The sequence below is a fragment of the Mycobacterium sp. SMC-2 genome, from assembly GCF_025263485.1.
Lineage (GTDB): Bacteria > Actinomycetota > Actinomycetes > Mycobacteriales > Mycobacteriaceae > Mycobacterium.
Window position 1 is genome coordinate 2,065,433 of sequence record NZ_CP079863.1, and the last position, 20,315, is coordinate 2,085,747.

General features: G+C 67.5%; 21 protein-coding genes. 18 read left to right on the top strand and 3 right to left on the bottom strand.

What is annotated here, in order from left to right; genetic code table 11:
- The 4 genes from KXD96_RS09800 to KXD96_RS09815 are packed head-to-tail and all read left to right on the top strand — an operon-like array spanning position 1 to position 3,972.
- Positions 1-1,143 (top strand): sulfotransferase, encoded by a 1,143-nt coding sequence (locus KXD96_RS09800; protein WP_260744381.1) that lies wholly within the window; start codon positions 1-3, stop codon positions 1,141-1,143.
- Positions 1,133-2,491 carry a hypothetical protein gene (locus KXD96_RS09805; RefSeq protein WP_260744382.1) on the top strand — a complete coding sequence of 453 codons (1,359 nt, stop codon included), beginning with the start codon at positions 1,133-1,135 and terminating at the stop codon, positions 2,489-2,491. Before KXD96_RS09800 ends, KXD96_RS09805 begins: the two co-directional genes overlap by 11 nt.
- 12 nt (positions 2,492-2,503) lie before the next feature.
- Complete coding sequence (locus tag KXD96_RS09810) at positions 2,504-3,118, top strand: nuclear transport factor 2 family protein (RefSeq protein ID WP_260744383.1); 615 nt, start codon at positions 2,504-2,506, stop codon at positions 3,116-3,118.
- Positions 3,118-3,972, top strand: a complete 855-nt coding sequence (locus KXD96_RS09815) for an SDR family NAD(P)-dependent oxidoreductase (RefSeq protein ID WP_260744384.1) — start codon at positions 3,118-3,120, stop codon at positions 3,970-3,972. The genes KXD96_RS09810 and KXD96_RS09815 overlap by 1 nt, the downstream gene beginning before the upstream one ends.
- A gap of 110 nt (positions 3,973-4,082) precedes the next feature.
- Here the strand turns inward: KXD96_RS09815 and KXD96_RS09820 are convergent, their stop codons facing one another.
- The gene (locus KXD96_RS09820; protein WP_260744385.1) at positions 4,083-4,571 is read right to left on the bottom strand and encodes a glutathione peroxidase; all 489 of its coding nucleotides are present in this window, start codon (positions 4,569-4,571) and stop codon (positions 4,083-4,085) included.
- Positions 4,572-4,741: 170 nt separating this feature from the next.
- Between KXD96_RS09820 and KXD96_RS09825 the strand changes: the two genes are divergently transcribed.
- The 9 genes from KXD96_RS09825 to KXD96_RS09865 all read left to right on the top strand — a co-directional run bounded on the left by KXD96_RS09825 (position 4,742) and on the right by KXD96_RS09865 (position 13,462).
- Positions 4,742-6,034 carry an MCE family protein gene (locus KXD96_RS09825; RefSeq protein ID WP_260745300.1) on the top strand — a complete coding sequence of 431 codons (1,293 nt, stop codon included), beginning with the start codon at positions 4,742-4,744 and terminating at the stop codon, positions 6,032-6,034.
- 56 nt (positions 6,035-6,090) lie between these two features.
- Entirely contained in the window at positions 6,091-7,275 is a 1,185-nt protein-coding gene (locus KXD96_RS09830; RefSeq protein WP_260744386.1) for a cation:proton antiporter, read from the top strand.
- 87 nt (positions 7,276-7,362) lie between these two features.
- Positions 7,363-7,629, top strand: a complete 267-nt coding sequence (locus KXD96_RS09835) for a hypothetical protein (RefSeq protein ID WP_260744387.1) — start codon at positions 7,363-7,365, stop codon at positions 7,627-7,629.
- Positions 7,630-7,739: 110 nt separating this feature from the next.
- Positions 7,740-8,738, top strand: coding sequence for an Acg family FMN-binding oxidoreductase (locus tag KXD96_RS09840; protein WP_260744388.1), 999 nt, complete (start codon positions 7,740-7,742; stop codon positions 8,736-8,738).
- 211 nt (positions 8,739-8,949) lie between these two features.
- The gene (locus KXD96_RS09845; RefSeq protein ID WP_260744389.1) at positions 8,950-10,074 is read left to right on the top strand and encodes a 4Fe-4S dicluster domain-containing protein; all 1,125 of its coding nucleotides are present in this window, start codon (positions 8,950-8,952) and stop codon (positions 10,072-10,074) included.
- Between the two features lie 19 nt (positions 10,075-10,093).
- A complete protein-coding gene (locus tag KXD96_RS09850) occupies positions 10,094-10,909 on the top strand; it encodes an FAD/NAD(P)-binding protein (protein ID WP_396878755.1) in 816 nt (271 codons plus the stop codon).
- The gene (locus tag KXD96_RS09855; protein WP_260744391.1) at positions 10,909-11,676 is read left to right on the top strand and encodes an oxidoreductase; all 768 of its coding nucleotides are present in this window, start codon (positions 10,909-10,911) and stop codon (positions 11,674-11,676) included. The genes KXD96_RS09850 and KXD96_RS09855 overlap by 1 nt, the downstream gene beginning before the upstream one ends.
- Entirely contained in the window at positions 11,673-12,965 is a 1,293-nt protein-coding gene (locus tag KXD96_RS09860) for a Ni/Fe hydrogenase subunit alpha (RefSeq protein ID WP_260744392.1), read from the top strand. The genes KXD96_RS09855 and KXD96_RS09860 overlap by 4 nt, the downstream gene beginning before the upstream one ends.
- Positions 12,962-13,462, top strand: a complete 501-nt coding sequence (locus tag KXD96_RS09865; protein ID WP_260744393.1) for a hydrogenase maturation protease — start codon at positions 12,962-12,964, stop codon at positions 13,460-13,462. The genes KXD96_RS09860 and KXD96_RS09865 overlap by 4 nt, the downstream gene beginning before the upstream one ends.
- Here KXD96_RS09865 and KXD96_RS09870 read toward each other — a convergent pair.
- Entirely contained in the window at positions 13,422-13,817 is a 396-nt protein-coding gene (locus KXD96_RS09870) for a DUF302 domain-containing protein (RefSeq protein ID WP_260744394.1), read from the bottom strand. The genes KXD96_RS09865 and KXD96_RS09870 overlap by 41 nt on opposite strands.
- A gap of 16 nt (positions 13,818-13,833) precedes the next feature.
- Complete coding sequence (locus KXD96_RS09875) at positions 13,834-15,231, bottom strand: trypsin-like peptidase domain-containing protein (RefSeq protein WP_260744395.1); 1,398 nt, start codon at positions 15,229-15,231, stop codon at positions 13,834-13,836.
- 425 nt (positions 15,232-15,656) lie between these two features.
- Between KXD96_RS09875 and KXD96_RS09880 the strand changes: the two genes are divergently transcribed.
- The 5 genes from KXD96_RS09880 to KXD96_RS09900 all read left to right on the top strand — a co-directional run bounded on the left by KXD96_RS09880 (position 15,657) and on the right by KXD96_RS09900 (position 20,308).
- Complete coding sequence (locus tag KXD96_RS09880) at positions 15,657-16,481, top strand: slipin family protein (RefSeq protein ID WP_260744396.1); 825 nt, start codon at positions 15,657-15,659, stop codon at positions 16,479-16,481.
- 64 nt (positions 16,482-16,545) lie between these two features.
- On the top strand, positions 16,546-17,343 hold the full coding sequence (locus KXD96_RS09885; protein WP_260744397.1) for a sigma 54 modulation/S30EA ribosomal C-terminal domain-containing protein: 798 nt from the start codon (positions 16,546-16,548) through the stop codon (positions 17,341-17,343).
- A gap of 92 nt (positions 17,344-17,435) precedes the next feature.
- Positions 17,436-18,059 carry an SRPBCC family protein gene (locus KXD96_RS09890; RefSeq protein WP_260744398.1) on the top strand — a complete coding sequence of 208 codons (624 nt, stop codon included), beginning with the start codon at positions 17,436-17,438 and terminating at the stop codon, positions 18,057-18,059.
- 42 nt (positions 18,060-18,101) lie between these two features.
- Positions 18,102-18,893, top strand: coding sequence for a universal stress protein (locus KXD96_RS09895; RefSeq protein WP_260744399.1), 792 nt, complete (start codon positions 18,102-18,104; stop codon positions 18,891-18,893).
- Positions 18,894-18,901: 8 nt separating this feature from the next.
- A complete protein-coding gene (locus tag KXD96_RS09900; protein ID WP_396878356.1) occupies positions 18,902-20,308 on the top strand; it encodes a bifunctional lysylphosphatidylglycerol flippase/synthetase MprF in 1,407 nt (468 codons plus the stop codon).
- The last annotated feature ends 7 nt before the right edge of the window (positions 20,309-20,315 follow it).

A 20,315-nucleotide genomic window follows, 5' to 3' on the forward strand; every position in this document is an offset into this window, starting at 1 on the left:
ATGAAGAATCTCTTCTACTTCGACTGGCGCACTTGGTGGGCCCTGGTCCGCCTGGTGCGCCGTGAGCAGGATCCCGCCCGGGGTCGACGCCAGTACCGCACGCTGTGCGTCGTCGTGCCGGCGATGGCCCTACTGCACACGGTGACCTTCGCGCTCGACCCGATCGTCTTCCCGTCCCTGCGGAGAACTGAAGTCCGACAACCGGTTTTCGTGGTGGGTCACGCCCGCAGCGGCACAACCTATCTGCACCGGATGCTGGCCAACGACCCCAGGTTCTCCTATGTACTGCTGTGGGAGATGTTTTTTCCGTCTCTCATCGAGAAGAAAATGTTGCGGGCCGTACTGCGGTGGGACCAGCGATTCGGCGGACGGCTGCGCAAGCGGATCGACGCCCTCGACGTGCGGCTGTTCGGCAAGAGCAACCAGGTTCACGAGTCCGGATTGTTCGCGCCGGAGGAGGATGAGTTCCTGCTGACCATGTCGTGCGCGTCGGGGTATTGGGTCGTGCAGTACCCCCAAGCCCTGCATTTGGATTTCTACTATGTCGACGACCGGTGGCCCGCCCGCAAGCGGCGCCGGGTCATGCAGTTCTACAAGGAGTGCGTGCGCCGCCAGTTGGTCCTCAACGGGCGCGGGCTGACACACCTTTCCAAGGCCCCGATCCACTGCGGACGCGTCGAGAGCCTCATCGAGACCTTTCCCGATGCCAGATTCGTTGTACCCGTACGCAATCCCTACGAGACGATTCCGAGCTTCCTCAAGCTCATGCAGTTCGCCTGGTCTGCGCGCAAGCAATCCGAGAGCGACATGCAGGCATCGTTCCGGTCCTTCGTGGAGTCGTCGTATCACTACTACCAGCACCCGCTGGACGTGCTGGACGCCCATCCCGAGGTGCCGAGCATCATTTTGAACTACAGCGACCTGGTGACCGATCCGTCCGGGACGATGCACCGCGTGTACTACGAACTCGGGATCGACATGGTGCCCGAGCAGGAGAAGGCGCTGGCGAACGAGGAGGCCCGCGAGTACCGCTCCGGGCACACGTACAGTCTCGAAGAATTCGGGCTCGGGGCCGACGACATCCGTACACATCTGGCGCCGCTGTTCGACCGCTTTGGATGGGAGTCGGATCGTGTCAACTGAGTCGTCAGCCGAGTTGCGTGCCGCGTGGGACGAGATGATCTCCCGGCTGGGTCAGGCCCGAGAAGCGCTGGAATCTCCCGAGTTACACGCGCCGCCGCTGTCCAGGCCACGCGAGCTCGCCGAGGGCTACCGCTACCTGCTCGGGTTCGTGTACTCCGCCGTCGAGCGGGCCTTCTTCGGGGATCCCGCGTTTCCGTACTTCCGTCGCGGCATCCAGGTGCTCGACAAGGCCACCATCGACAATGCCGACGCCATGTATCTGTCGACCCCGGTCGACGGCCGGTACTCCTACCGGATCACCGGCCGGGTACAGGACGCGCGGCACTGGCGTGGCGATCCGCCGGCAGCGTCGGGTCCCATTGCGCCCCAATACCTCATCGTCGAGGCCCATGCCGGATACGCCGGTGACAGCGGCGACCTCGGTGAACTGCAACCTGGAGTGCGCGGCAACACCGGCAAGCTGGACTCCTCCGAGCTGGTGATCGGGGAGGACGGCCGGTTCGACATCCTGCTGGCCCCCGAGCAGCCCGAGGGATACACGGGGAACTTCATTGTTACGCAGCGGATCTCGCAACGGACCGCCCAGAAGTTTTACGCGGAGCACGTCACCGTGCGGTCGCTGTTTCACGATTGGGAGCGGGAGGAGGCGCCCGAGCTGCTGATCCACCGCCTGGACAAGGTCGGGGAGCATCCACCCGCGCTCGAGCCGGCCACCGCGGCGGCGGCGATGCGCCGCGTCGGCGAGATCGTCGACAACCAGACCCGCTTCTGGAACAAGTTCTACGACGTGGTGCTGGAGGCGTACGGGGACCGCAACGGCGACGGTGTCAGCTTCATGCCGCGCAACGAGTTCAACGCCCCGGCCGGTGCATCGCTGGCGACCGGCGGTGGCCAGAGCACCAACGTCTACGCCGGCGGCGTCTATGACATCGGTGACGACGAGGCCCTGCTGATCGACGCCGAGGTGTTCGAGTCGCCGGCGTACATGGGATTCCACCTGGCCAACGTCTGGGGTGAATCGCACGACTACGCAAACCATCTCAGCAGCCTGAACGGCACCCAGGCGCGACACGACGACGACGGCCACTACCGCTACGTCGTCGCGCACCGCGACCCGGGCGTGCCGAACTGGCTGGACACCACCGGATTGCCGGTCGGATTCATGACGATGCGCTGGACGTATCCCGAACCCGCGGAAAGACTTCCGATCGTGACGGTGCGAAGGCTCCCGCTCAGCGAGATCGGTGACCACCTCCCAGCGTCGACTCCCCGGGTGTCGCCAGAGGAACGACGCGACCAGATTCGCATCCGCCAGGAGCACGTCCAACGCCGCTACCGGCAGTACTGAAAGGAAAGCAGCATGACCGACAGCTTCACCCGCGCGGAAATCAAGGCGTTCTGGGACGACTGGCTCCGGGCTAACCGCGAGGCCGAGCGCGCTGGCGACTGGGGGGACCTGGCGAACCTGTACCTCGAAAATGCCACCTACGGCTGGATGTTCACCCCCGACGAGCACTTCATGGCGATGGGCCGCGACCAGATTCGTCGTTGGGCGCTGGGTACCGAGATGGAGGGACTCGGTGGCTGGCACTACGACTACATGGCGACCATCCTCGACGAGGAGAACGCGATGATCGTCGGCTTCTGGAAGCAACGCTCGGGCCTGCTCGACGAGAACGATGAGGAGTACGAGATCCGCGGCATCGGCGGCAGCTGGTTCGGTGTGGCCCGCGACGAGACGGACGGCAAGACCCGCATCGAGTGGCAGCGAGACTGGTTCGACCTCGGGTCGACCGCCCGCACGTTCATGGCGATCGCGAAGTCCGGAAAGGCGCCCAACGCATTCCTGGACAGAATCGCCATCCCGATGATGGACATGCCCGGCCGCTACCACTACGCGGACCTGCCCTCGACCCTGTGGCCCCCGCCGGTCGAGGAGGGCCGCTACGTCACCCAGAACCCACTGGGTCAGTGATGATGTCACACAAGGAAGAGGCCCGCCCGCTCGAAGGCCGAGTGGCCCTCGTGACCGGTGCCAGCCGGGGGATCGGGGCCGCGATAGCCATGCGGTTCGCCTGCGAGGGGGCTGTCGTCGCCGTGGCCGCCAGGAGCCTGGACGAGCCGGCGCAGGGCGTCATCGCCGGGACGCTGCGGGAGACCGTCGCCGACATCGAGGCGGCAGGGGGCCGCGCGAGGCCCTATCAGGTCGACCTCACCTCGTCGGAGTCCCGGGCCGAGATGATCGATCGGGTGGTCGCCGACCTCGGGCCGGTCGACATACTGGTGAACAACGCCGCAACGTCAATCTTCGTGCCTTTCACCGACATCTCCGAAAAGCGGTTGCGGCTCATCACGACGATCAACTACTTCGCCCCCTTCGATCTGTGTCAGCGGGTAATCCCGGCGATGAGGGAGCGCGGCGGCGGTTGGGTGCTCAACATCACTTCGCTGTCGGGCGACATACCGACGACGCCCCCGCCAGACCCGATCTACCACCTGCAGGGGACGGCGTACGGCGGGTCGAAAGCGGCCCTGAACCGGCTGAGCGAAGGGCTCGCGTCGGAGTACTACGCCGACGGTATCGTCGTGAACGCCCTCGCCCCGGTGAAGGCCGTTCTGACCGAGGGCGTGAAGGCGACGCTCACTGAGGACACCCTCACTGACGCAAGCATCTTTGAGCCTGTCGAGGCCATGGCCGAAGCCGCCCTGGCGCTCTGCACGAGCGACCGCGACGGTCTTAACGGCGGTGTGCGCAAGTCCCTAACCCTGCTCGAGCAGCTCGGTCGTCCGGTTCGCATGCTGGACGGTAGGGCGCTGCTGGAGGTTTGAGTCGTGAACCGATAGCGGATCCCCGATGGGGCCGTGAGGGCTAAGGGAAATCACACACCGTCTCTGCTACCGGCGAAACGGCCCTCCGGAGGATTCTTTCGTGCCGCAGCCTATCGGGGCAGCACGGCCTCGATGGCGCTGATGACCTCGGGGGCGTCGGGCTCGGTGCGGGGCCGGAACCGGTGCACCACCTCACCGCCGGGTGTGATGAGGAACTTCTCGAAGTTCCACTGGATGTCTCCCGCCTCGCCGGCCGAATCGGTGGCTTTGGTCAACTCGGCGTACAGCGGGTGGCGGTCATGGCCGTTGACGTCGGTCTTCGCCAGCAGCGGGAAGGTCACCCCGTAGGTCGTCGAGCAGAACTCGCGGATCTCATCGGCCGTCCCCGGTTCCTGGCCCATGAACTGGTTGCAGGGCACTCCGACGACCGTCAGGCCGCGGTCACCATAGTCCTTGGCCAGCTTCTCCAGCGCCGCGTACTGCGGAGTCAGCCCGCACTTGGAGGCTACGTTTACCACCAGCGTTGCGCCTGTGGACAATTCGGCCAGTGTGGTCGGCTGCCCGTCAAGGGTGGTCAGGGCGATGTCTTTGAGAGTCACGCCTATGACGCTAACGCAAGCTCACCTTCGGGGGCGAAGTGATTGTGCGAACAGCGGTTCGCATAACGACGACCGCCAAGGTACATTCCTGTGGACTTCGCAATTGAATATGTGTGCAGGGCCGGGACGCGACGCAGAGGTAAGGGGCACTGGTGACACCGTCTTCTCCGGTGCAGATCAATTCCCAGCGGCTCCCGCCCTACCGGTGGATCGCTGTCGCCGTGCTGGTGATCCTGGCCATCGTTTTCACCCTCGTCTACGTGCAGTTCCGTGGCGGCTTCACGCCCAAGGCCAAGTTGACGATGCTGGCGTCGCGGGCCGGGCTGGTGATGGACCCCGGCGCGAAGGTCACCTACAACGGCGTGGAGATCGGCCGGGTGGGCGACATCTCCGCGGTGGTGCGCGACGGCAAGCCGGCCGCGAAATTCACGCTCGAGGTGTATCCGCGGTACTTGTCGCTCATCCCGGCGAACGTGAACGCCGACATCAAGGCGACCACGGTGTTCGGCGGAAAGTACGTGTCGTTGACCGCACCACAAAACCCGTCGCCGCAAAAGATCGGCCCGCGCACGGTGATCGACGCGCGGTCGGTGACCACGGAGATCAACACGCTGTTCCAGACGATCGTGTCGATCAACGAGAAGGTGGATCCGGTCAAGCTGAACCTGACGCTGAGCGCGGCCGCCCAAGCGTTGACCGGGCTGGGCGACAAATTCGGACAGTCGGTGGTGAACGCCAACACGGTCCTCGATGACGTCAATCCGCAGATGCCGCAGGCGCGTCACGACATTCAGCAGCTCGCCGGGCTGGGCGACACGTACGCCAACGCGGCGCCGGACCTGCTGGACTTCCTCAATAACGCGGTGATCACCTCGCGCACCATCAACGCGCAGCAGAAGGATCTGGATCAGGCGCTGTTGTCGGCGGCCGGGTTCGGCAACACCGGTGCCGACATCTTCCAACGCGGTGGCCCCTATCTGGCGCGCGGCGCCCAAGACCTGGTGCCGACCGCGCAGCTGCTGGACACCTACAGCCCGGCGATCTATTGCACGCTGCGCAACTACCACGACGTGGTGCCCCTGACCGGCGCCTCCGAAGGCGGCTTCAATGGCTACTCGCTGAACATGAACACCGAGGCGCTGTCTGGCCTGGGGCTGCTGGCCAACCCCGTATCGGCGGTGGCCACCGTCGCCAGCCTGGTCGGCGGCCTGGCCGGGGTCGTCGGCGGCGCGCCCAACCCGTACACCTACCCGGAGAACCTGCCGCGGGTGAACGCCCACGGCGGGCCGGGGGGCGCCCCCGGCTGCTGGCAGCAAATCACCCGGCACCTTTGGCCCGCACCGGAATTGGTGATGGACACCGGGAACAGCATCGCGCCGTACAACCACCTCGACACCGGCTCGCCGTACGCGATCGAGTACGTCTGGGGCCGTCAGGTCGGGGATAACACGATCAATCCCTAGCACTGCCCCGCGAAGAATGCAGAATGTCTTGATGCTGGCGCGGAGGGACTGCTGACGTGTCGGGGTTCGGATTCCACACCCTGGCGCTGCTGACCGCCGTCGGGTTGGCCGGACCGCTGCTGGCCGCACTGCCGCGCCTTCGGATACCGGTGATCATCGGTGAGCTGATCGCGGGTCTGGTCATCGGGCGGACCGGGTTGGGCGTCGTCGACGTCACCGACCCGACGTTTCAGCTGCTCGCCAACATCGGCTTCGCGTTGGTCATGTTCGTCGTGGGTACCCATGTCCCGGTCGGTGACGGCGCACTGCGTTCATCGCTACCGCAGGCGCTGGCGCGGGCGGCCCTGGCCGGCGCCGTCGCGGTGGCGATCGGCGCCGGGCTGGCGGCGGCCTTCAAAACCGGACACGCGGCGCTGTACGCGGTCCTCATGGCGTCGTCGTCGGCGGCGCTGGCGCTTCCGGTGATCGACTCCCTGCGGTTGAAGGGGCCACCGGTGCTCACCGTCACCGCGCAAATCGCGGTCGCGGATGCCGCCTGTATTGTCTTGCTGCCGTTGGTGATCGACCTGCAAGATGCGCCCACCGCCGCGCTGGGCGCGCTGGCGGTGGCGGCATGCGCGGTGGTGTTCTACGTGCTGCTGCGCCAATCCGACGCCAAGGGCTGGCGCCGCCGCATGCACGTCTACTCCGAGAACCGCCGGTTCGCGCTGGAATTGCGCACCAACCTCATCGTGTTGTTCGCCCTGGCGGCGCTCGCCATGAGCACGCGCGTGTCGATCATGCTGGCGGGCTTCGCGGTGGGCCTGGTGGTCGGCCTGGTCGGTCAACCGCGACGGCTGGCGCGCCAGCTATTCGGGATCACCGAAGGGTTTTTCAGCCCGCTGTTCTTCGTCTGGCTGGGCGCCTCACTGCAGGTGCGCGAGCTGATTTCGCACCCGAAACTCATCCTGCTCGGCGTGGGGCTGGGGCTCGGCGCCGTGCTCGCGCACTGCGCCGGCAGGCTGTTCGGCCAACCGTTGACCCTGGCGGTGCTCTCGTCCGCCCAGCTGGGTGTGCCGGTGGCCGCGGCCACCATCGGCACCCAGGAACACCTCCTGGTCGCCGGCGAAGCGTCGGCGCTGATGTTCGGCGCCTTGCTCACCATCGCGGGGGCCTCGATCGCGGGCGCGCTGGCGTCGCGCAGCCAGGTGACCAACGGCCCCTCCACCGCGGGACCTCCGCACCCTCGAAAGCACGACTGAAGCACTCACCGGCCGGTTGCGTTCGGCCCTGTGGGCCGCGGCGCCCACGTGGTCGGATGTTCTTCAGGCTCGATCGAGGAGGCCGTGATGAGGTTCACAACAGGACGGCAACACCTGCGAGGCACGCCCTCCGCGACGATCTACCGCGTGACCGATCGCCTGCACGGCGGGCGCACGGTCCGCGTGCCCGGCCACGAGATCGCACCCATCGTCTCGGCATGGCTGGCGGAGCTGGGCGCCCACAGCCCCCTTGTCGACGAGCTGGCACGGGCAGCGTGCGTCGGCGACTGGACGGCGGCCTACGCCATCGGTGATCAGCTATCCGTCGACGTAGCCATCGCGGTGGCCGCATAGCCGCCCGATTGGCCCAAAGTCCTTCGGCCTAGTGCCGTCGTGCTCTCGTCGGCCCGGTGGCGATCCGCAATCGTAGGTAAGACGACGCGATACCAAAAGGGGAGACCGCCATGAACACCCGCTTTCCGGATGCCGGCACGATCCGGACGGTCTTGAGCTTGGCATGCCGGGCGCCGTCGGTGCACAACAGCCAACCCTGGCGGTGGCGGGTGGACGCGGCGAGCCTGCACCTCTACTCCGACGCCAGCAGGCAACTGCCCAACACCGACCCGGACGGCCGGGATCTCATGCTGAGTTGCGGTGCGGCCCTGCATCACTGCGTCGTCGCGCTGGCAGCGGTCGGCTGGCTCTCCAAGGTGACCCGGCTGCCCAATCCCGCCGACCCCAGCCACCTTGCGGCGATCGAACTCTCGGCACACCGCCCGGACTCCGTCGACATCGCGCTGGCCGCGGCGATACCGCGGCGGCGAACCGACCGGCGCTACTACAGCTCCTGGCCGGTGCCCGTGGGCGATGTCGCCCTGATGGCGGCGCGAGCGGCTCGAAGCGGGGTGACGCTGTGCCAAGTCGAGGATCTGGACAATCTGCGCAAGATCGTCGCTCAATCGGTCCAGGATCACCTGAACCAGGACTACCTCGCCGAGCTGACGGAGTGGAGTGGCCGCTACGCGTCGGTGGCCGGCGTTCCCGCGCGCAACACGCCCGTACCGGATCCGACGGCAAAGATTCCGGGCCGGCTCTTCGCCGGGCCGGTGCTGCCCATGCCGCCGGAATCCTCACCCGCTGACGACAACGCCGTCGTCCTTGCGCTGGGCACCCGCAACGACGATCGCCTGGCCCAGCTTCGCGCCGGTGAGGCGACCAGCGTCGTGCTGCTCACCGCGACGTCATTGGGGCTGGCCAGTTGCCCGGTCACCGAACCGTTGGAGACGCCGGGAACGCGCGCGGCGGTCCAATCCGACATCTTCGGCGACAGCAACCATCCCCAGATGCTGTTGCGGGTGGGCTGGGCGCCGATCAACGCGGATCCGTTGCCGGCGACACCGCGGCGCGAACTCTCCGACTTGGTCGAGTGGATGAACGATCACGAGCACCGGGTCGCTCACTGACACGGCGTACGCGCCAAAACGGTTGTGGCGCAGAGGATACCATGGAGACGTTCACATCGGACCCACGCTGCTGGCGGGTCGCCCGCGTCTTCGGCCGTAACCCGCTGGGACCGCATCGGAGCGCGACGTCGAGCTTCTGGCGGAGGCCTAGTAGCCGGTGAGCCGTTGTCAACCCCTATACAGCACAGTCCAACCGACGGATGATGGGTCGATGAGCGGATACGGTGAGAATGCCGGTGCCGCATCGTTCGACACCGCCGGGCTGCACCGCCTTGTCGAGGTCCTGATCGAACGTGGCTACCGCGTCGTCGGTCCGACGTTGCGGGACAACGCGATCGTCCTCGAGGAGCTGCAGTCCGCCGCGGACCTCCCGCGGGGCTGGGGAGTCGAGGTGGCGCCGGGGCACTACCGGGTGCGCCGGCGCGACGACGCCGCCGCGTTCGGGCACTCGTCCGGGCCGCAGTCATGGAAGCAGTTCCTGCACCCGCCGCGGCGCCGGCTATGGTCCGCCACCCGGGACGGCATCACCCAAACCGAAGCCGACGAGGAGGTCCCGCGCTACGCCTTCCTCGGGGTGCGCGGGTGCGACTTGGCCGCGATCGCGACGCTCGACCGGGTCCTCGGCCGTGGCCGGTTTCCCGACAATTCCTTCGTGCGCCGGCATCGGCAGATTTTCGTGGTGGCGGTCAATTGCACTGAGCCGGGCGGACTCTGCTTTTGCGCCTCGATGGGCACCGGCCCCGCGGCCGGGCCGGGCTACGACCTCGCGCTGACCGAGCGTGTCGACGGCGACGCCGTGACGTACGTGGTCGACGTCGGCACCCAAGAGGGCGCCGACGTGCTCGCTGCCGTCCCGCACTGGGCCGCCGGCGACGCGGAGGTGGGCTCCGCGCGGGCCGAGGTGCAGGCGGCGTCGCACCGGATGGGCCGCGCGATGCCGGACGCCGATCTGCGGAACCTGCTGATCGAGTCGCGCGAATCCCCCCAGTGGGAGGAGGTGGCCAGCCGCTGCCTGACGTGTGGCAACTGCACGATGGTGTGCCCGACCTGCTACTGCACCAGTACCGAGGACGTCAGCGACCTGACCGGCGAGCACGCCGAGCGCTGGCAGCACTGGGCGTCGTGCTACGAGTTCGATTTCACGTACGTCCACGGCGGTGGCAGCGTGCGCCAGTCCCCGGAATCGCGGTACCGGCACTGGATCAGCCACAAGCTGGGCACCTGGCACGACCAGTTCGACATGTCCGGCTGTGTCGGCTGCGGGCGGTGTATCGCCTGGTGTCCCACCGGCATCGACATCACCGAAGAGATGAACAAGATGGCCCGCGATGACTGACGGCGCACCACCGTCCTCGATGGCGCCCAACCCCTACCGGGTAAGCAGCCGCGTCGTGGAAAGCCCGGACTCGGCGACACTGTGCCTCGAACCGCTGGGCAAAGTCCTGCGCACCCCGCAGCCCGGGGAATTCATGATGCTCTACGCCTTCGGCATCGGTGAGGCGGCGATATCGATCAGCGGCGACCCCACGGTCACCGACGGTTCGATCACGCACACCATCCGCGCGGTCGGCGCGGTGAGCCGTGCGCTGCACGACGCGCAGCCCGGCGCCGTCATCGGGGTGCGGGGCCCGTTCGGCACCACCTGGGGGCTCGAGGAAGCCGCCGGGCGAGATCTGGTCATGGTCGCCGGGGGCGTCGGGTTGTGCCCGCTGCGCCCGGCGGTACTGGGCGCGCTGGCGGGGCGGAGCCGCTACGGCAAGCTCACGCTGATCGCGGGCGCTCGCTCGCGCGAGGACTTCGTGTTCGCCGCCCAGCTCCAGGAATGGTCCGCCGACCCGCAGATCGAACTGCACTTGACAGTCGACGTCCCGGTTCACGGCTGGCGCGGCGAGGTCGGCCTGGTCACCGAGCCGCTGAAGCGACTCGCGCTGAATCCCGACCGCACCACCGCGTTTCTGTGCGGCCCCGAGCCGATGCTGCGGTTCGCCGCCGAGGCGCTGTTGGCCAAAGGTATGGCCGCCACCGATATTCGGGTATCGCTGGAGCGCAACATGCAATGCGGGATCGGAACGTGCGGCCACTGCCAGCTGGGACCGCTGCTGGTGTGCCGCGACGGGCCGGTCGTCGGTTACGACGTCGCCGGCCCGCTACTGGCAGTCAAGGAGCTGTGATGGGCCCAACTCTGGCCGTGTGGAAGTTCGCTTCCTGCGACGGTTGCCAGCTGACGCTGCTCGACTGCGAGGACGAGCTGCTGACCCTCGCCGACCAGGTGCAGATCGCCACCTTCGCCGAGGCGTCGAGCTCGATGATCGGCGGACCCTATGACGTGTCGCTTGTCGAAGGTTCCATCACCACCCCCCACGACGAGCAACGGATCCGCGAAATCCGCGACCAGTCCAAGGTGCTGGTCACCATCGGCGCGTGCGCGACGGCCGGGGGAGTGCAGGCGCTGCGCAACTTCGCCGACGTCGACGAGTTCGCCTCCGTCGTCTACGCCCGGCCCGATTACATCGACACGCTGGCGACGTCCACCCCGGCGGCCGCGCACGTCAAGGTCGATTACCAGGTGCAGGGCTGCCCGATCGACCGCGGCCAGCTGCTGGACACGCTCGCCGCGCTGCTGATCGGGCGCAAGCCGCACCTGCCGGCCAAGACGGTGTGCACCGAGTGCAAGATGCGCGGCGTGACTTGTGTCCTGGTCGCGGACGGCACCCCGTGCCTGGGACCGGTCACTCACGCCGGCTGCGGAGCGTTGTGCCCCAGCCATCGTCGCGGGTGTTACGGCTGTTTCGGCCCGGCAGCGACCCCGCAAATCGGGACGCTCATCCCGTTGCTGCGCCGCGACGGGATGTCCGACGGCGATGTCGACCGGGTGTTCTCGACGTTCAACGTCGCGAACTTCGCCCAGGAAATGAGCGACGAAAGAAGCAAGCCGTGAACCCCGAGACCCGCACCCTGTCGGTCGGCACCTTGACCCGAGTGGAAGGCGAAGGGGCGCTGCATGTCACGCTGAAGGACGGCGCACTGCAAACCGTCGAATTGAACATCTATGAGCCGCCACGGTTTTTCGAGGCATTCCTGCGGGGACGCGCCTACACAGAGCCGCCGGATCTCACCGCCCGGGTATGCGGAATCTGCCCCGTCGCCTACCAGGTGAGCGCCTGCAACGCGATCGAAAGCGCCTGCGGCGTCGAGGTCGATGCAGCGCTCGTCGCGCTGCGCCGGCTGCTGTACTGCGGCGAATGGATCCACAGCCACATGCTGCACATCTATCTCCTGCATGCACCCGACTTCCTCGGCTACCCCGACGCGATCGCGCTGGCCCGCGACGAGCGCGAGATCGTCGAACGCGGCCTGCGCCTGAAGAAGGCGGGCAACCGGCTGATGGAATTCATCGGCGGGCGGTCGATACACCCGATCAACGTGCGCCTAGGCGGGTTCTATTCCGTCCCAAAGCGGTCCGACTTCAAGCCGATCGAAGAGCAGTTGCGCCGGGCGCTCGACGACGCGGTGGCGACGGTCGAGTGGGTGGCCGGTTTCGACTTCCCCGACATTGAGCTCGACCATGAGATGCTGGCGCTGAGCCAGAACGGCCAGTATCCGATTGAGAACGGCGTCATCGCGCGCAGCGCCGGGGAAGCGTTCGAATTGGCGGCCTTCACCGAGCACGTGCGTGAGTCGCAGGTGCCCCACTCCACCGCCCTGCACGCGACACTCGACGGCGGCCGCTACCTCACCGGCCCCTTGGCGCGCTATTGCCTGAACTCGGCTACTCTTTCACCGATCGCGGCCCAGGCGGCCGCGGCCGCCGGGCTGTCGGGTGAATGCCGAAACCCCTTCCGCAGCATAATCGTTCGCGCCGTAGAGGTGGTCTACGCGATCGAGGAGGCGCTGCGCATCATCGACGGATACGACCGGCCGCCACGGCCTTTCGTCGACATCCCGGCCCGGCCGGGTACCGGGCACGGCGTCAGCGAGGCGCCCCGCGGCCTGCTGTATCACAGCTACGAGATCGATCATGGCGGGCTGGTCTCCGCGGCGACGATCATCCCGCCCACGTCGCAGAACCAGGCGGCCATTGAGGCGGATCTGGCCCGGGTGGTGTCCGAGAACCTCGCGCTGGATGACGCCGCGCTGACGGCCCTGTGCGAGCGGGTGATTCGCAGTTACGACCCCTGCATTTCCTGCTCGGCGCACTTCCTGACGCTGACGGTAAAGCGACGATGAGCGAGGGCGACGGACGTATTGTCGTTATCGGGCTCGGCAACGAGTACCGTCGCGACGACGGTGTCGGTGTCGCCGTTGCCAACGCATTGGACGGTCTTGGGTGGCCGAATGTTGTTGTCACAACCGGTATCGCGGAGCCGATGGGTCTGCTCGAGGCCTGGACGGGGGCGGGGCTGGCCGTGATCATCGACGCGGCGGTCATCTCCCCGGCGAGCCCGGGTCGGATCCACCGCTGCGAGTTGGCCGAAGTGCCCTCTCGGCCCGATGGGTTGAGCTCGCACAGCATCGATATCGGCCGCACCCATGCCCTGGCCCAGGCGCTTGGGCGGGTTCCCGACGCGGTTGTGGTCTTCGCCGTCGAGGCGGCAGATACCGGCCCCGGCCCCGGGCTGACCCCTCGGGTTGCCCGAGCCGTGCCGGCGGTGGCCGGGATGGTGGCCGCCGAGATCAATCGATTCAGGTCAGCGAAGCGATCGCAGCGCGCAGGTTCTCGGTGACCTCGCTGGCAATGGCGATGAGGTCCGGGTCGCCGGTGACCTCGACCAACATGCCCGGATCCATCGCCTCGACGATCACGGTGCCCGTGTCGCTCGGGTCGGCGCGCACCAACATGCTGCACGGCAGCAGCAGCCCGATCTCTCGGTCCACACTGATGGCCCGATACGTCAGAGCCGGATCGCACGTGCTGAGGATCAGGTAGTCCTCCATATCGACGCCGAGCAGGGCCTGTAGCTTGGCTGCGAGGTCGATTTCGGTCAGTACGCTGAGTCCTTGCCGTGCAAGGGCTTCCCGGGTGCGGGCCACCGCGTCATCGAACCGGGTTGTCAATCTGGTTGATAATCCCGCGCTCATCGCGATCTGCCACCTGTCAAGATATCAGCCCGGTTCCCCGCGTCGTCGTAGGAAGATTTATGCGCTTGCCGCAGTTCGGGCAGAACCGTTCCGCCGGATGATGCTCGGCTCCGCAATGTGCGCAGAAGTGCGGCTCGGCGGCCCCCGACTCAGGCGTGGGCATCAGGCGAAGCGGTTGTACGTCCGGTGCCGGATGAATCCGACGGTGCCTCTTGAGCCCCAGGAAGGTCAGGGCGGCGCCGACACCGATCACCGACCCAACGCTGATCACGATGTACCACAACAGGTTCCTGCCGCTCAGCGGCGAGGCATCCCCGTACTCCTGGCGCAGGTTGACCGCGGTCGTCTTGAGCTCGTCCAGGCCGGGATAGCCGGGCGACATGGCCAGCGTCTGGTCGAACTCGTCGATCGCGGTGGTGTAGCGGCCCGCGTAGAAGTCGGTCAACCCTTTGCGATAGAACTGGTCAGCGGGTCCGAGCATCGGCTTGACGCCCTTGCTGGCCAGTATCGCGGCTATCCCGTCGGCCGGCGCGATGAAGTTGAATGGCTGCGTTTCGCCGACGGGGGCGAAGCTGTTCAGGCCGATCACCTTGCCGTTCAACCCGATCGTCGGGCCGCCGCTCATCCCGTCCGTCATGGCGGCGTCGATCTCGTAGGCGGGATTCGACCCCGCGACGGACTTCTTGCTGACCTTGCCGCTCTTGTAGGTGGGGTCGAGCGTGGCGCCGGTGATGTTCTGGGTGCTCTCGGGGAAGCCCACCGCGAGAACGGGCGTGCCAATGGTGACGTCAGCGTCGGTATCGAGTTCGGACGACGGAAGGTTACGCTTGGCCACCTTGAGAAGCGCGGCGTCACCCTTGCCGAGGGGCCGGAAATCGACGACGTTGGCGACGACCTTGTCCGCGAGTTTCGTTCCCGTACCGGACATCAGCGCGACGCTCACATGCGGGCCCTGGCCGGGCGCGTCACCTTCCACGCGCGCGTTCTTCTGCAGCCACTCCAAAGTGGCTGCAGAATCGCGTGACTCGGGTGCGTCGGGAAATTCGTTTCGGTATTCCTCGGCGGCCCGCTTGAGTATCAGCAACGTGGCGCTCGCGGGGTCGACGCAGTGGCCTGCCGTCGCCACCCAACCGTCGGGGTTGACGACGAACGCCGTGCAGTTCCAGGTGGCCAGGAAAGGCATGCTGGAACCTCGCCCGAATTGAGACAGGACCTCACCATTGGGCAACCGGACCAACCCGTAGCCTTCGCCGGCGAGATACATGATGGCGGGCCGGATCAGCGCCGCCGCCCGTTCCTCGGGCTTGGCCTGCGGCCGCCCGGTATCGGCGGCCGCCATGCCCGGCGCACCGGCCCACAGCATCAGGGCGGCCGCCGACAAGGCCAGCATCCTGCGGGCCGCTACCCGGGTCACGACCGGGGCCGCCGGATGCGGGCTCGAGCGCAGCGGGAGGGACCTGAGGACGGATGACGGCGCATCGCCTCGGCCAGCTCGGCTGCGTGTCGTTGCGCCGAAAGCCACGCCGGATGCGACGCGAGGAAGATGACCTGCGCACCGACACCGGATGCCGCGGCGTGTTGCGCCGTTGCGGGAACTGTCCCAGTCACAACCCCTATTTGAGCGGTTTGCCGGACAAGGCGATAGGGACCGAAGTCCCGACCGCGAAGGACCTCCGACGCCCGCCCGCAGGCCCGCCGGCTTCCTCACGGTCGCGGGCAAAGGCCCTTCTCCTCGGGCGGTCGGGACTTTCGGCCGCTGATCGACCAACCATCGCGGTTCTAGCCTCGAGAACAGCGGCACTGTCGATGAGCAGCGCTGCCCAAAGTGAGGTAGTCGTCATGAATCAGACAGCCGGGATTCTGTTGGTCTTGGGGGTTGTGGTCGCGCTGGTGCTGGGGCTGGCGTCGATCAGGGTGGTGCAGCAGTACCAACGGGGTGTGCATTTCCGCCTCGGCCGCGTGATCGGCGTTCGGGAACCCGGGCTGCGGATCATCATTCCGATCATCGACCGCCTCTGGCGGATCTCGATGCGGATCGTGACGATGCCCATCCAGTCCCAGGGCATCATCACCCGCGACAACGTGAGTGTGGACATCGCCGCCGTCGCCTACTTCCGCGTCATCGACGCCCGCAAGGCCGTCGTGGTCATCGAAAACGTCAACGCCGCCATCGACCAGATCGCGCAGACCACCCTGCGCAACGTCGTCGGGCAACATTCCCTGGACGAAGTGCTCGCCCAAACCGAGAAGATCAACGGAAGCATTCGCCAGATCCTTGACGCCACCACGGTGGAATGGGGCGTGGAGGTCACTTTGGTGGAGCTCAAGGACATTCAGCTGCCGGACAGCATGAAGCGAGCCATGGCACGCGAGGCCGAGGCGGAGCGGGAGAAGCGGGCCAAAATCATTGCCGCAGAAGGCGAGGCCCGCGCCGCCGCCGCGCTCGGGGACGCCTCCGACACCATGATGGCGCACCCGCTGGCGTTGCAGCTGCGCAACCTGCAGACCCTGATCGAACTGGGGGTGGAGAAGAACACCACCATCGTTTTCCCCGCCCCGCTGATGACCGCGATCGGCGAACTCAGCGCCTTCTTGGCGCGTGAGACCGACGCGGCTGAAAGCGCCGGCCAGCCCGGTCAAAAGCGGGCAGCGGCATTGCCGTGACGGGTGCAGCCCGGTGACTTTTGGCCCTGTCCCGCAACCGGTTCCGTCACGTAGCACTGTAGCTATGCGCCACAGAACAACATCGCCACAGGATATCGACGTCCAGGTCACCCCGCGTGAGGAGCTTCCCTCGGCGGCCGAGTACGCGCGCAGCAAGATCGGTGAGGTCACGCGGTACGCGAGCCGCCCGGTGCTGCACGCCCGCGTGAGGCTGACCCGTCATCGCGATCCGGCGGTGCAGCGGCCCGTCGTCGCGCAGGCCAACCTCGATGTCGACGGCCGGCCGGTCCGCGCCCAGGTCCAGGCCGACACGGTGCGGGAAGCTGTCGATCTGCTCGCGGCTCGGTTGCGTCGCCGCCTGGACCGCGCCGCCGAACACTGGGAGGCGCGGCGCGGCGAAGTGCCGGCGGGCGACGAATGGCGGCACGAGTCCCAGCCGGCGCGCCGGCCGAACTACTTCCCCCGTCCGGCGGACCAGCGCCGTATCACCCGCCGCAAGTCGTTCAGCATGGCGCCCTGCACCCTCGACGATGCCGCCCGCGAGATGGAGCTGCTCGACTACGACTTTCACCTGTTCACCGAGAAGGGCACCGGCACTGCCGGTGTGCTCTATCGCGGGGGGCCGACGGGGTACCGCCTTGCGCTGGCGGCGCCGGCGCTGGCCGACCGGGTCAGCCGGCACGCGCTGCCCGTGACCGTCAGCCAACAACCGCTGCCGTGTCTCACCGAAGCGGGGGCCGCTAGCCGGCTGGGCATCCTCGGCCTGCCGTTCCTGTTCTTCATCCACGCCGACTACGGCTGCGCCAGCGTGTTGTACCACCGCTACGACGGGCATTACGGCCTGATCACCCCGGCCGGTTAGGGCACCGTCGCCGGGGCGCAGGGCACATCGGCGGGCGCACCGAGGACCTAGGACCCTCGCAGGCACCGGGGCGCTCCGCGCAGACTGGCGCCATGGCCAACACGACGAGGCGGATCGCGCGGGCCACCGCGCTGCTCACCGTTCTGTACTGCGCCCGCAGGTACTACCGCAACTGGGGCTCCACCAAGGCGGAGTCGCAGATGCGAGTCCCGGGCGATGCCCTGGTGAGCGACCCGGCGGTCCAGACGACCGAGGCGGTCGATGTCGACGCGACCGCGCCCGCGGTCTGGTCATGGCTGGTGCAGATGGCCCGGGATAGGGGCGCAGCGGCGCCGACAACCCCTGCGGCACAGGGTGATAACGCGCAACTTCAGGTCGGGGATAGGATCCGGCTGGCCCCCGAAGGCTGGATGGGGTTGCCCGACGGGGTGACGCTGGACGTCGCGGAGATCGCGCCCGAAAAGTACCTCGTGCTCAACGCCCTGCGATCCGAGCCGCGCTGGAACGCCGTTTTGTCGTTTCACCTACAGCCACACTGGGAGGACCGTGTCCGGCTCCTCGCGCGCGCGCGAATCGGCTTGCGCTACCCGGGCGAGGTGTTCGTCCTGGAACTGGCCAGGCCGGCGATAGCGCTCGGGACGCGTGCGCTGTTGCTAGCGATCAAGCGTCGGGCGGAGCGGTCCGAGCCGGTCCGCTCGTCTGTCGAAACGAGTTGACACCCCCTGCCCACTTGCGACGGCGGAAGGAAAGGTCGGACGATGAAACCAATCCTGGTGGGAATCGACGGTTCGTCGGCGGCGATCGCGGCCGCGCTGTGGGGCGTCGACGAGGCGATCAGCCGCGGCGCGCCACTGCGTCTCGTCTCCGTTGTCAAGCCGACGCACGAGTCGCCGGAAGACTACGAGCGCGACGTCGAGCACGCCCGGAAGTCGCTGCTGGAAGCAAGGCTGGCGGTGGAGGGCACCGGTAAGGCCGTCACCATCGAAACGGACATGCCGCGCGGTCCCGCCGGTTCGGTGCTATTGGAGGCTTCCTCGGATGCGGAGATGCTCTGCGTCGGCTGCGTCGGCATCGGACGCTACGCGCGCGCTATCGTCGGTTCGACGGCGAGCGAGCTCGCCGAGAAGGCGCGTTGCCCGGTCGCGGTCGTGCGGACCGGCTCCGACCGGCCGCCACCGGACATCAATTGGATCGTCGTCCGGTTGACGGACACACCCGGCAACGACGCCGTCGTCAATTGTGCTGCGGCGGAGGCGAAGTTGCGCGGGGCGCCCATGCTTGTCCTCGGTGGCCGGCCCGAGGAACTCACCGAGCACGCCGACGGTGAATTCGAACGCCGGGTAGCCCAATGGCGACAGCGCTATCCCGAGGTGCGCGTCTACCCGATCACCACGAAGCAAGCCATCGCCGGCTATTTGAGCGCCAACGACGAGAGAGTTCTGCTGGCCGTGATCGGCGCGGAGGAAGCCCGTCAGCTGGCGCAGTTGGTCGGCCCCCATGGGCATCCGCTCTTCCGCCACCCTGAATGCTCCGTGCTCGTCGTGCGCTAGAGGGCAGCGTGAAGATCAGGCCCAAAAGCCGCGGGCCCAACGCGGCCCGCGGCGGGGAGCGGGTCTTGGTCGGCGCCGACGTCCCGGCGGCGCGCGTCGTCAGCGTGCTGATGCTGCTGTGCGTCCTGGTTTGGTCGGTGGCGCTGTTCGCGCGCCAGTATCTCGGCTACGAACGCGTTGCCCCGGGCCGGTTCGGGTGGTCGGTGGCGCTGCTGGGCGCCACCGCCCTGATCGCGCGCGGCATCTTTCTCGGCCGTCCAGTGACCGCCGCGCATGCGATGTACGCGGCCGGCGCGGTGGCTGCCGGGCTGGGTGCGCATTTCGTGTCCTGGGCAGCGCTGGGCAACGTCCTGATTGCGGGCAGCGGGCTCGCGCTGATGCTGCCCACCACGGCCGCACCGCAGCCCGGGCGGCTGGGCCGGGTGTGGGATCTGGTCAACGCCACGCGGGGGGATCCGCTGGCGCCGTTCGCCATGCACTCGAGCAAGAGCTATCACTTCAACACCGGCGGCACGGCGGCGATCGCTTACCGCACGCGGCTCGGGTTCGCCGTGGTCAGCGGCGATCCGATTGGCGATGTGACCCAATTCGACGATCTGGTAGCCGATTTCGTCCGCATGTGCCGCAGCCGGGGGTGGCAGATCATCGTGTTGGCCGCCGGCGAACGCCACCTCGGGTTGTGGAGCAGGGACACCGTGGGGCAGCCGATGCTGTCGGTGCCGATCGGCCGCGATGTCGTCGTCGACATCCGCCACTTCACCCTGAGGGGCCGGCGCTTCCGCAACCTGCGCCAAGCGGTGCAGCGCACGCACAACTGCGGCGTCACGACCGAGATCGTCGACGAACAAAGGCTCAGCGGCGCGATGCGGGCCGAGTTGACCGAGGTGTTGTACGCCGCTCACCGTGCGGCGCGCACCGACCGCGGATTCTGCATGAACCTCGACGGCGCGCTGCAGGGCCGCTTCCCCGGTGTCACCCTGGCCATCGCGCGGGACCGGCGCGGGCGGGCGGTCGCGTTTCACCGTTACCTAACCGCCGGCGGGGGATCCGAAGTCAGCCTCGACGTGCCGTTCCGCCGTCGGGACGCGCCCAACGGCGTCGACGAGCGGCTCAGCGTCGACATGATAGCTCATGCGGAAAACGCTGGCGGACGGCGCCTTTCGCTCGCCTTCGCGGCGTTCCCGGAAATCTTCGAGGCCGCGCAACCGGGCCCGCTGCAGCGGGTCGCGCTGTCGCTGATCCACCTGCTCGATCCGCTGATCCGGCTGGAATCCCTGTACCGCTACCTCCGCAAGTTCCACGCGCTGTCGCAACGGCGCTACGTGGTGTTGTGCGCGCACCACATCCCGGCGGCGCTGATGGTGTTGCTGTCGCTGGAATTCGTCCCGCGCCCGCGCAGGATGAGGCCGGGTTAGCCGCGGG

Coding starts and splice junctions, on each gene's coding strand:
- KXD96_RS09865 (WP_260744393.1), top strand. CDS start 12,962: ATGAGCGAGGGCGACGGACGTATTGTCGTTATCGGGCTCGGCAACGAG.
- KXD96_RS09870 (WP_260744394.1), bottom strand. CDS start 13,817: ATGAGCGCGGGATTATCAACCAGATTGACAACCCGGTTCGATGACGCG.
- KXD96_RS09855 (WP_260744391.1), top strand. CDS start 10,909: ATGGGCCCAACTCTGGCCGTGTGGAAGTTCGCTTCCTGCGACGGTTGC.
- KXD96_RS09815 (WP_260744384.1), top strand. CDS start 3,118: ATGATGTCACACAAGGAAGAGGCCCGCCCGCTCGAAGGCCGAGTGGCC.
- KXD96_RS09895 (WP_260744399.1), top strand. CDS start 18,102: ATGAAACCAATCCTGGTGGGAATCGACGGTTCGTCGGCGGCGATCGCG.
- KXD96_RS09890 (WP_260744398.1), top strand. CDS start 17,436: ATGGCCAACACGACGAGGCGGATCGCGCGGGCCACCGCGCTGCTCACC.
- KXD96_RS09840 (WP_260744388.1), top strand. CDS start 7,740: ATGAACACCCGCTTTCCGGATGCCGGCACGATCCGGACGGTCTTGAGC.
- KXD96_RS09835 (WP_260744387.1), top strand. CDS start 7,363: ATGAGGTTCACAACAGGACGGCAACACCTGCGAGGCACGCCCTCCGCG.
- KXD96_RS09885 (WP_260744397.1), top strand. CDS start 16,546: ATGCGCCACAGAACAACATCGCCACAGGATATCGACGTCCAGGTCACC.
- KXD96_RS09880 (WP_260744396.1), top strand. CDS start 15,657: ATGAATCAGACAGCCGGGATTCTGTTGGTCTTGGGGGTTGTGGTCGCG.
- KXD96_RS09810 (WP_260744383.1), top strand. CDS start 2,504: ATGACCGACAGCTTCACCCGCGCGGAAATCAAGGCGTTCTGGGACGAC.
- KXD96_RS09845 (WP_260744389.1), top strand. CDS start 8,950: ATGAGCGGATACGGTGAGAATGCCGGTGCCGCATCGTTCGACACCGCC.
- KXD96_RS09850 (WP_396878755.1), top strand. CDS start 10,094: ATGGCGCCCAACCCCTACCGGGTAAGCAGCCGCGTCGTGGAAAGCCCG.
- KXD96_RS09800 (WP_260744381.1), top strand. CDS start 1: ATGAAGAATCTCTTCTACTTCGACTGGCGCACTTGGTGGGCCCTGGTC.